Origin of the sequence: Halalkalibacter kiskunsagensis, from assembly GCF_037027555.1 — a bacterium.
Lineage (GTDB): Bacteria > Bacillota > Bacilli > Bacillales > Bacillaceae_D > Halalkalibacter > Halalkalibacter kiskunsagensis.
In genome coordinates this window covers 217,595-228,132 of the sequence record NZ_JAXBLX010000002.1, presented here as the reverse complement: position 1 = coordinate 228,132, position 10,538 = coordinate 217,595, and the positions used below count along the sequence as shown (strand labels likewise).

Annotated in this window: 7 protein-coding genes and 1 pseudogene; 6 read left to right on the top strand and 2 right to left on the bottom strand. The window is 34.4% G+C overall.

What is annotated here, in order from left to right:
- Positions 1-298 precede the first annotated feature (298 nt).
- Positions 299-472: an ester cyclase gene (locus SLH51_RS02255; protein WP_335958793.1), complete on the bottom strand. Its 174-nt coding sequence runs from the start codon at positions 470-472 to the stop codon at positions 299-301.
- A gap of 47 nt (positions 473-519) precedes the next feature.
- On the opposite strand from SLH51_RS02255, the pseudogene SLH51_RS02250 reads away from it, so the two are divergent.
- Positions 520-910: pseudogene (locus SLH51_RS02250) on the top strand (VOC family protein); the annotation flags it as partial.
- Between the two features lie 346 nt (positions 911-1,256).
- Here SLH51_RS02250 and SLH51_RS02245 read toward each other — a convergent pair.
- Positions 1,257-2,831: a PTS transporter subunit EIIC gene (locus SLH51_RS02245; protein WP_335958783.1), complete on the bottom strand. Its 1,575-nt coding sequence runs from the start codon at positions 2,829-2,831 to the stop codon at positions 1,257-1,259.
- A gap of 838 nt (positions 2,832-3,669) precedes the next feature.
- On the opposite strand from SLH51_RS02245, the gene SLH51_RS02240 reads away from it, so the two are divergent.
- The 5 genes from SLH51_RS02240 (at position 3,670) to pruA (ending at position 10,511) form a co-directional block, all read left to right on the top strand.
- Positions 3,670-4,428 carry a MurR/RpiR family transcriptional regulator gene (locus SLH51_RS02240; RefSeq protein WP_335958781.1) on the top strand — a complete coding sequence of 253 codons (759 nt, stop codon included), beginning with the start codon at positions 3,670-3,672 and terminating at the stop codon, positions 4,426-4,428.
- Positions 4,429-4,472: 44 nt separating this feature from the next.
- The gene (locus SLH51_RS02235) at positions 4,473-4,970 is read left to right on the top strand and encodes a PTS sugar transporter subunit IIA (RefSeq protein WP_335958780.1); all 498 of its coding nucleotides are present in this window, start codon (positions 4,473-4,475) and stop codon (positions 4,968-4,970) included.
- A gap of 318 nt (positions 4,971-5,288) precedes the next feature.
- Entirely contained in the window at positions 5,289-6,086 is a 798-nt protein-coding gene (locus SLH51_RS02230; RefSeq protein WP_335958779.1) for an endonuclease/exonuclease/phosphatase family protein, read from the top strand.
- Between the two features lie 210 nt (positions 6,087-6,296).
- A complete protein-coding gene (locus SLH51_RS02225) occupies positions 6,297-7,979 on the top strand; it encodes a glycoside hydrolase family 13 protein (protein ID WP_335958777.1) in 1,683 nt (560 codons plus the stop codon).
- 900 nt (positions 7,980-8,879) lie between these two features.
- The gene (gene pruA, locus SLH51_RS02220; RefSeq protein WP_335958775.1) at positions 8,880-10,511 is read left to right on the top strand and encodes an L-glutamate gamma-semialdehyde dehydrogenase; all 1,632 of its coding nucleotides are present in this window, start codon (positions 8,880-8,882) and stop codon (positions 10,509-10,511) included.
- Positions 10,512-10,538 lie beyond the last annotated feature (27 nt).

Below are 10,538 nucleotides of genomic sequence, written 5' to 3'. Positions count from 1 at the left end.
ACATCCTCTCGTTAAATATTCTAGTCAAATTTTTTAGAACTTAACTAAGATGTGTCCATGAAAATATACTAGCATCACTTAAGCTAAGAAGTGTTTGGTTTAATAATGATCTAAATAAGAAAATAAAAATATTAAGGTTAGTTTTTATATTTTAAAAAATAACTAGCACGGTAGTTGTTATCATGTAGGATTTAATAGCCTTAAAACAATATAAAAGACCCTTGAAAGGTCTAAGGGTCTCTGGCTTATTTCATTCCGTTTTATCTTTAATAATTAAGCGTTAAGCTGGCGAAGAATGTCATTCACATTCAACATGTGACCTTTTCTCAATGATCTTGCCGTCAGCAATTCTTAACATCATCATTAGTGAAAATCTAACTTTTTTGCCAGTCGCGGAAATACCCAAAAATGGAAAACCTGTATGTGTACTCTCAAAAATTAAATAAACGGGTACTTGGTCACCTTCAGACATTATCGCTTTGACTAGCATTTTGAACCCTGGGAAGGCATCGAAGTTTTCTATTTGAAGTAGGAAGAGGAGGAACGGCGCCCAACTAGTAGTCGAACGCAATTTGGACCTTCCTCCTGCTCGTCAAGGCTTTGGAACGGTGCCATTTGGCATGCGTACCCAGGACCGTTCTTCGCTAGAAAAAATGGATTAAACGCATTGAAAGCTCCGGATTCCAAACATTTGGCTATGTCAACCGGTACTTTTTCGAATCGATATATGTCAGGATTAATTGAGGTTGCAACAGATGAACCAGGTTTTATGGGAGACGAGCCGTTTGAGACTCTTGGAGAGAAGCTATCATTACCACCGTTTTTAGAACCGAAACGAAAGGAAATCGAAGGACTAGTTCGCACTTTTGATATGGTGAGAAGTACAAAAGTGTTTGAAAAAGAAGATTAAAACCGTTGTTAATAGTATCAAGTGGTTATGAATAAATAAAATTCTTCCTAGAGGAACGGATTTACTAGCGAGATGTAATATCCTAATTAACGTGAGGAAACTCAGCAGATTTCATGGAGGGAAAGCACTATTCTTATTAAATATTGCAATTAATAAGGCTCAGAGACTTTTTTATCTCTAAGCCTTATTTTTTATATTACAACATGAGAACGTTTAATACGGTTACAACTCTAGTATTTAAATTAAATTCCGTATTATTTAACTTGTTACTAAAAAATGGACTACTTTCATTAATCTGCTGTATTCCTGAAATTTACCTGAATTGTATTAATAATATTACGAATCATTAATTTAAACTAGCTAAATACTTATCAACAGAATTCCTAATTCCGTTTACTTTAGGTCCATAGACGACTTGAATATTATCACCATTTTTTATTACGCCTGCTGCACCTGTTCCTTTTAAAATTGGTTCATCAACTAAACTAGCATTTGTAACTTTTACTCTTAAACGTGAAAAGCAATTTTCAACAGATTCGATATTTTCCTTTCCACCAAGACCTTGAACGATTTCAGCTGCCAAATCTGAGTCCTTGTCTCCTGCTTCTCCAGATTTATTGGTCATCTTTTCCTTATATTCCTTTTTAGTAAATAATTTAACTTCGCCATCTTCTCTTCCTGGAGTCTTAAGATTTAACTTTTTAATTAAGAATTTAAAAACAACATAATATGTTGCCAATTGAACAAGACCTACCGCTATATATATAGGCCATCTAGTTCTTGAAATTCCGGCCGGTATATTATAAGATAAAAATTCTATAAGTCCACCTACTCCATGCGTTCTAACTCCTAATAAAACGGCAATAGTTTCAAACAAACCATCCATTACAGAGTGAATTAGCCATAATAATGGTGCTACAAATAAAAATGTAAATTCTAAAGGTTCTGTAATACCAGCCAAGACGGATGTAGCTACCGCCGGTATTAAAATAGCTTTTAATTTAGTCTTGTTTTCTGGTTTGGCTGTATGATAGAAAGCTAAAGCAGCCCCAACTAGCCCGAATATTTTAACCATACCATACTGTAAATATTTTGCTGATGAATCGAATACCTCTATAGATGGATCAGTTAGCTGAGCTAAGAATATATTTACAGCTCCAAAATATTCTTTTCCATCAACAATTAATCTTCCTCCCAAATCAGAATAGAGGAATGGTGTATTTACTAAATGATGCAATCCAGTTGGAATTAAGAATCTGTTCAAGAAGCCATATATAAATACACCTATAGATTCTGACTTATCTATGAACCCTGCCAATGCTGAGATGCCCATGGCAACAGTAGGCCAAAAATAACTTAAAACTATTGCTAATAGTAGTAATATTGGAATTAGTAATATGAATACTAGTTTAGTATTCCCATATGCCCCAAATGCTCCTGAAAACTCCTTATTATAAAACTTATTATGAACAAGTGCTACTACCACTCCAAGAATGATTCCTAGGAAAACTCCCATATCTACTACTTGAAAGCCTAATATAATTGTTTGTCCACTACCAGATAAATCAGAAGCCTCTTGATATTCTACTAATTTTCCTGTTAAATCAAGCCAATGTTGGTTAGCTCCTAGAAAAACCAAATAAGAGAATAATGCTACAAGAGCAGCGTCTCCTTTCTTATCTTTTGCCATTCCCATTGCTATACCTACACAGAAAACAATTCCTAAGTTAATTAAAATAGGCCAAAGACCACTACCAATGAATTTACCTACATTGAATAGAAAACCACCATTTTCCACAATAATTGGGTTAGTAAGAATAGCAGAAAGAGCTAAAATTATACCTACAATAGGTAAGTAAAATACTGGAATAACTACAGCTCTCGCAAAAATCTGCATGCTGTTTAATAGTTTATCTTTCATTATGGACACTCCTTGTTGTATTGTTTATTACTCTTGTAAACGATTTAATAATTCTTTCTTTTTTTGTTTTTTTCACTCCTTATTAGCTGTTAACGCTTACACATACTTTATAGCATATAAAAAAAGTAGCAACAATAAAGTACGAGTATTGTGGACTCAATCACTGCTTCTGTTCTTTTTCTCATATGCTGAGAATTTTCACATTTCTTATTTATTCATGAGGATCAACCTAATAATAGGGTTTAAAATATGTAAAAGACTAGGAGTTTGATATGTAGGTTTTTATCTAAGGGAAATTATAAATGTGTTGGGTGTACGATATAACATTTTCAACTTTAGGAGTTAAAAACAAAACTTCCCATCTTCATAAAACTAAATAGAATTATTGAATGGATTATGCCCAAGAGTAAGAACAGTCATGATCATTTTACTCATACTTATATAAATATCTGTATCATTAGAAAAAGTAACACTGGTAATTATACTCTTAGGAGTTTGTAAGTTACGGGAAAATTCTTAGGGGATGTGAAAAAGAACTAAGAGTGTGATTGATACCATAATGATGGAACTTTATTGTCCCCATTTTTTCTGTGTGATATAACTAGTCTCGTAAGCGTTAACAATAATGAAGGAGGAGAAATGAAGAAGTTTCCAGTTTCTGAATTGATATTTTAAAAATGGTGAAAGTACTAAAAATATGTCTTTAGAACTTGTGTAGGTTACCACCTTCCTACAAATCCTATTAAATATTTTCTGATGTTTCATGTCCTCTGCTCTAATACATTGAAAAAGGTTTGGTGTATATACTAAACTAAATGAACGATGAGGAGATGAAAAAATGAAGATCGAAGAATTAATTAATAAACATTATAATCAGCTACACGAAAATGACTTTCATATCTTGAAGTACATTCTAAACAATAAAAGCTCATGTTATCAGTTAGGAATTAACGATTTAGCAGATAAGTGCAATGTTTCCCGTTCATCTATTCTACGTTTAGCACAAAAACTAGGTTTTAGTGGCTACAGTGAATTTCGTGTATTTTTAAAATGGCAAGATCACGAAAAGGTGGATAGTGAAGTAAATAGTATTGGCAGTTTAAATGAAGATATAAAGGAAACGCTAAAATATACGAAAACAAAAGATTTTCAAGATATATGTGAGTTAATAGATCGGTCCGAGCGAATATTTGTTTACGGAACAGGTAGTTTACAGTTGAACTGTGCCGATGAGTTACAAAGGATGTTTCATATAATGCAACGCCATTTATTTGTAATAAGAGCACCAAAAGAATTTGAAATAACACTGCAAAGTTTAAAAGCTGAGGATCTTATCATTATTATTTCCTTTTCAGGTGATACACCAGTCATTTTTCCTGCCGTGCAGTCATTAACAACAAAGGGGATACCATTTATTTCTATAACAAACCTTAAAAGTAATAAGTTAGCAACAATGACTCCCTACAACTTATATGCAAGTAGTTCGGAAATTCAAAGTAATGATAGATTTCCAATTAATACATTTTCTTCCTTCTTTATTATTGGTGAGACCCTGTTCAGACACTATGTTGATTATCGAAAAAATATAAAATTTTAAGCGTTAATTAGGATATCCAATACCAAAATAGGAGCGTGATTGTAATGTTACAAAAGTTTTTCTCGAAAAAGGTGAAATCTCAAATTGAAGAAATATATTCTCCATTGACTGGAGAGATTATTTCACTAACAGAAGTTCCAGATCCTGTTTTTGCAGAGAAGATGATGGGAGACGGTTTAGCAATCATACCAAAAGAAGGAAAAGTTATTTCCCCAATTGACGGTGAAATCATTCAGGTTTTCCCTACTAAACATGCGATAGGGATTAAATCTGTTAAAGGTTTAGAGATTCTAATACATGTAGGATTAGAGACTGTTGAACTTAAAGGGGAGGGATTTGAAGCACTAGTCCAAGAAGGACAAGCTGTAAAAGTAGGCGATGATCTATTAAACTTTGACATAGAATTTTTGGAAAATAACAATAAAGAGATTGTCACTCCAATTATTATTACAAATACGTCGGAAAAAGTAGGGTGCATGGAACAATCTTCAAATTTAGAAGTTAATAGAAAAGAGTTAATTTTAAAGTGTAGTTTGAAGTAATGTATGTTAAACAACGAAAATTAATTAAGAAGTTAAGTAGATTTTTTATAGTGAAAAAATGTATAAATACCTGTATTCAGTAGGTTTAAATTTATTTGAAAATTCAGATATTTATTTAACGAAGTTTTTAGTAATAACAAGATCTGTTTGCAATTGCAAGTGGAGCGTTGACCACTACACGTAAAAGGTGATTAACTTTTTTCCTACAAAGGAAGAACTGAAGAGATTGATCGGAACAAGTAAGGTTGTGAAGAATCTTACAACAAATAGACTCTTACTAATTTAATATATTCAAAGTCACTTGGGGGCGTCGTACAAATGAAATTATTAACTTTAAACTGTCATTCCTGGCAAGAGGAAAATCAAATAGAGAAAATCAAATACTTGGCCCAGATTATTAAAGAAAAATCATATGATGTTATTTCATTGCAAGAGGTTAGTCAATTGATTGAGGGAGAATATGCATACAATAATATTAAAAGAGATAATTTTGGCTTCATATTGTTACAAGAGCTTAAAAAAATTGGAGTTACGGATTATTCATTTGTTTGGGATCTCTCCCATATTGGGTTCGAAATATATGAAGAAGGTTTAGCTATTTTAACAAAGCATCCAATTATAGAGGATTATTCATTCTTCGTTTCCAAAGGTACAGATACCGATTATTGGAAAACGCGAAAAACTGTGGGTGCTAAAATTAACTTCAATAACAGACCTATCTCCTTCTATTCATGTCATATGGGATGGTGGCAGGATGAAGAGGAACCTTTTAAGCATCAAGCAGACACCCTTCTTAAACATGTAAATAAGGATGAGCTGTGCTTCCTTTTGGGTGACTTTAACAATAACGCTTTTCTAAAAGGTGAAGGCTATGAGTACTTGTTAAATCAAGACCTTTATGACACGTACCACCTCGCTCAGGAAAAAGATGAAGGAATTACTGTTAAAGGGAAAATTGCAGGTTGGAATAATAACAAGCAGGACTTACGAATTGATTTAATTTTGATGAACCAGCCTGCTCCTGTTAGTTATTCAAAAGTAATCTTTAATAATAGCAATAAATCTGTAGTATCTGATCATTTTGGTGTAGAGGTTAAAGTAGTTATGGAGGATTGATTAGCCTTTATTCATTATTTTCGCTGTACCTTTCAGTTGTAGTAGAAGTCATATTTTAAGACAAAAAATAATGAAAATTAGTAAGTTAACAGAAAAAGAATGAGAATGACTTAGAAGTCATAAAAACTGAAGAAATAATTCAATCATGGATTAATAGCTGTAAGCAAGCTTTTTGAAAATATGAAAGTATGAAGAGAAGGGAAGGTAAATATGAATCAAAAATGGTGGAAAGAAAGTGTTGTCTATCAAATTTATCCTCGTAGTTTTATGGATAGCAATGGGGATGGGATTGGAGATTTACAAGGAGTTATTTCCAAATTAGATTATCTCGAGAAGCTAGGAATTGATGTTATTTGGATCTGTCCTATCTATAAATCTCCAAATGATGATAATGGGTATGATATCTCTGATTACCAAGATATTATGGATGAGTTTGGAACAATGGAAGAGTTCGATCAACTTTTGAAAGAAGCCCATCAACGAGGAATAAAGCTTATTATGGACTTGGTCATTAATCATACCTCTGATGAGCATCCTTGGTTTATTGAATCCCGTTCATCCAAGGATAATCCGAAACGGGATTGGTACATTTGGCGTCCAGGCAAGGATGGGAAGGAGCCAAATAACTGGGAATCCATTTTCAAAGGATCTGCCTGGGAATATGATGAGGTTACCGAGGAGTATTATTTACACTTGTTCAGTAGAAAGCAGCCAGATCTTAACTGGGAAAATCCAGCTGTTCGAGAAGAGCTATACAAAATGGTAACTTGGTGGCTTGATAAAGGAATTGACGGGTTTCGTGTTGATGCCATTACGTTTATTAAGAAGAAAGCTGGACTTCCCGATGCATTGAATCCATCGGGAGAGAAATATGTTCCAGCCTGGGATTGTCACAGGAATCAGCCGGGAATACAAGATTTTCTAGAAGAATTAAAAGACAGGGTCTTTTCCAAATACGATATTATGACCGTGGGAGAAGCAGATGGGGTTTCACCAGATGAAGCGGCATCACTATATACAAATGAGGTAACTGGGAAGTTTAATATGCTGTTTCAATTTGAGCATATGGGGTTAGATAGTGGGCCTGGAGGAAAGTGGGAAGTAATTCCATGGAAACTTAGAGATTTAAAGCAGGTCATTACAAAATGGCAAGAAGGTCTGCATAATAATGGTTGGAACACCTCATATTTTGAAAATCATGATCAGCCCCGTTCTGTTTCACGATTTGGTGATGATCAACAGTATCATAAGGAATCAGCAAAAATGTTAGCAACTTTCCTTATGACGATTCAAGGGACCCCATATATTTATCAGGGGCAAGAAATTGGAATGACAAACGTAAAATTTGATTCTATCGACGACTACAACGATGTTGAGAGCCTAAACCTATATCGTGAACATCTAGAATGTAATGGAAACGTAAAACCGGCTTGGGACTATATTTATGCAAAGGGACGCGATAATTCACGTACACCTATGCAATGGGATGATACTGAAAATGCTGGGTTTACAGTAGGTACACCTTGGTTAAAAGTAAATCCAAATTATAAAGAAATCAATGTAAAGAACTCACTAGAAGATTCAAATTCTATTTTCTATTATTATCAAAGTCTAATTAAGTTACGGAGAGAGTATAAAGTCTTTGTATATGGTAATTATAATCTCATTTTAGATGATCATGAACAAATTTATGCTTTTACACGGGTATTCGGGGATGAAACATTGCTTGTTATTACAAACTTCTCTAGTGAAACTCCCGAGTTCCAAATGCCTAGCCAAATTCAATATAACTCAAAAAATTTATTAATCAGCAATTATGAAGTAGACGAAAACGATGATAATATCTCAATCCTTTTAAAACCTTATGAAGCAAGAGTATATCTCCTAAAATGAATAATGTAAAGGCCTCGTTGAACGGGGTCTTTATTTATCGTTTTGGTGCGAAAATAACTACTAGAAGCATAGAATGTCATATCCCACCAACTTGGAGTTTAAGTAGTTAATCCAGGCATGATTATTAGAATTATTCCGTTAAACTTTCTTTATTGATTACAGCCATTGAAATGTGCCACCTCTGACATAGCATTTACCACTAAATGACAAAAAGTGTACCAAAGAATGACAGACTGTTTACCACTGCAATTCTTCTGGTGATAAAAGATTATAAAACCATAGTTTTGAGAATCAAAAATGTTATAAAAATGTGATTGATTTTCAATAAGATCAGTCTTCTGCAAACAGGCCAGACTAACTCTTGTATTACGTAGTACAACCATACTATTCAACAATCGGGCACGGATTGTGGAAGAAAAATAATTAAAATTAAAGGTAAACACCACTACATCATTCTATCTGCGATCAACACTCAAACCACGTGGAATGCTGTTCATTACTTGTAAGAGTAGATTAGATGAAAAAAGATGTAACAGTGAGTGAAAGGTCCTATTCAAATGAATAGGACTTTATTTTACTTAGAAACAGTTGAACCGTATAAAGTTTTACTAGTGATTATGCAGAGTATAGGGAAAAGTCAGCTGAGGTCAAAGAGCAAAATCAGAGGGTGCTCTGTAAAAAGCGGTGGAACGAAAACTGTTCTTGACTATTCTTTATATACAAAAGTGTAAAAAGTGAACACTTTTGTAAACTAATTGTCCAAATTCATTTCAGTAATTGGGATGAAAAGGTGTTTAAGAACGGCTTTAGATAAATTTTGCTCTTTTTTACTTTTTGGCACAAATATTGCATTGTTTATAGGTGTATACAGATAAACCACACAGGAAGGAATGTGAAAGTATGAGTAACGGAATTTTCAAAATCCCAACACCTAAAAATGAGCCTGGTAATACATATGCCCCAGGTACAAAAGAGAGGGAAACATTAAAGACAGAATTAAACCGCCAATCTGATATCTTAGTCGATATCCCTGTGATTATTAATGGAGAAAATATTAAGACAGATACAGTGAAGCAAGTGGTTATGCCGCATGATCATCAACATGTTTTGGCAAACTTTTCGCAAGCTGGAGAAAAAGAGTTGCGTGATGCTGTAGAAGCGGCAATGGCTGCAAAAGAATCATGGGCAAATATGCCATGGGAACACCGTGCATCCATTTTCTTAAAAGCTGCTGATTTAATCTCTGGTCCATACCGTGACGTAATGAATGCTGCTACAATGTTAGGACAATCCAAAACAGCTTATCAAACTGAAATTGATGCTGCGCAAGAATTAGCAGATTTCTTACGTTTTGGCGTTGATTATGCTAATCAAATTTATCAAATTCAACCGGAGAGTGTGAAGAATATTTGGAATCGTTTGGAATACCGTCCGTTAGATGGTTTTGTATTGGCAATTTCTCCATTTAACTTCACAGCAATTGGTGGGAACTTACCATCAGCCCCTGCAATAATGGGGAACGTAGTCGTTTGGAAACCAGCAACAACTGCTTTACTATCAAACTACTACTTTATGCGTATTTTAGAAGAAGCAGGATTACCAAAAGGCGTAATCAACTTCGTACCTTCTCGTGGTTCACAAGTATCGGAAGTCGTATTAACAGACCCTCGTATGTCTGGGTTCCATTTTACTGGATCAACAAGTACGTTCCAAACCATTTGGAAAACAGTAGGAGAAAACATTGCAAACTATAAATCATATCCTCGTTTGGTTGGGGAAACTGGTGGAAAAGACTTTGTGTTTGCTCACGAAACTGCACAAGCAGACAAAGTAGCAGCTGGCCTTGTTCGTGGTGCGTTTGAATACCAAGGACAAAAATGTTCAGCAGCCTCTCGTGCTTACATCCCTGCAAGCATGTGGGAAGAAGTGAAAGCTGGTGTAGTGGAAGAAACTGCTAAGCTTAAAGTAGGGGATATCCAAGACTTTACAAACTTCATGGGTGCGGTAATTGATAAAACAGCTTTTGATTCAATCACAAGCTACATCGACTATGCTGCAGCTTCTGAAGAAGCAGAAATTATTGCTGGTGGTACTTATGATGATTCTGTTGGATATTTCGTTCAACCGACAATCATTGTGACAACAAATCCAAACTTCAAAACAATGGTAGAAGAAATTTTTGGGCCAGTATTAACAATCTATGTATATGAAAATGATAAATTAGAAGAAACATTGACTGCAGTAGATACAGCGTCTATGTATGCATTAACAGGCGCGATCTTTGCACAAGATCGTCAAGCAATTATGCACTTAGAACGCCGCTTATCTGGTGCAGCTGGAAACTTCTATATCAATGATAAACCAACGGGTGCGGTGATTAATCAACAACCATTTGGCGGTTCTCGTGGTTCTGGTACAAACGATAAAGCAGGTTCTGTATTTAACATGATTCGTTGGACCAGTCCTCGTATTATCAAAGAAAACTTTACTCCGACTACAGAAATTGCATATCCATTTATGGATGCAGAATAATTTAAACTGTATCAGAAATATATTAAA

What these genes read in the sequence shown, in the direction of transcription:
- SLH51_RS02255 (WP_335958793.1), bottom strand. Translation starts at nt 472, where the DNA reads ATGTCTGAAGGTGACCAAGTACCCGTTTATTTAATTTTTGAGAGTACA.
- SLH51_RS02245 (WP_335958783.1), bottom strand. Translation starts at nt 2,831, where the DNA reads ATGAAAGATAAACTATTAAACAGCATGCAGATTTTTGCGAGAGCTGTA.
- SLH51_RS02240 (WP_335958781.1), top strand. Translation starts at nt 3,670, where the DNA reads ATGAAGATCGAAGAATTAATTAATAAACATTATAATCAGCTACACGAA.
- SLH51_RS02235 (WP_335958780.1), top strand. Translation starts at nt 4,473, where the DNA reads ATGTTACAAAAGTTTTTCTCGAAAAAGGTGAAATCTCAAATTGAAGAA.
- SLH51_RS02230 (WP_335958779.1), top strand. Translation starts at nt 5,289, where the DNA reads ATGAAATTATTAACTTTAAACTGTCATTCCTGGCAAGAGGAAAATCAA.
- SLH51_RS02225 (WP_335958777.1), top strand. Translation starts at nt 6,297, where the DNA reads ATGAATCAAAAATGGTGGAAAGAAAGTGTTGTCTATCAAATTTATCCT.
- pruA (WP_335958775.1), top strand. Translation starts at nt 8,880, where the DNA reads ATGAGTAACGGAATTTTCAAAATCCCAACACCTAAAAATGAGCCTGGT.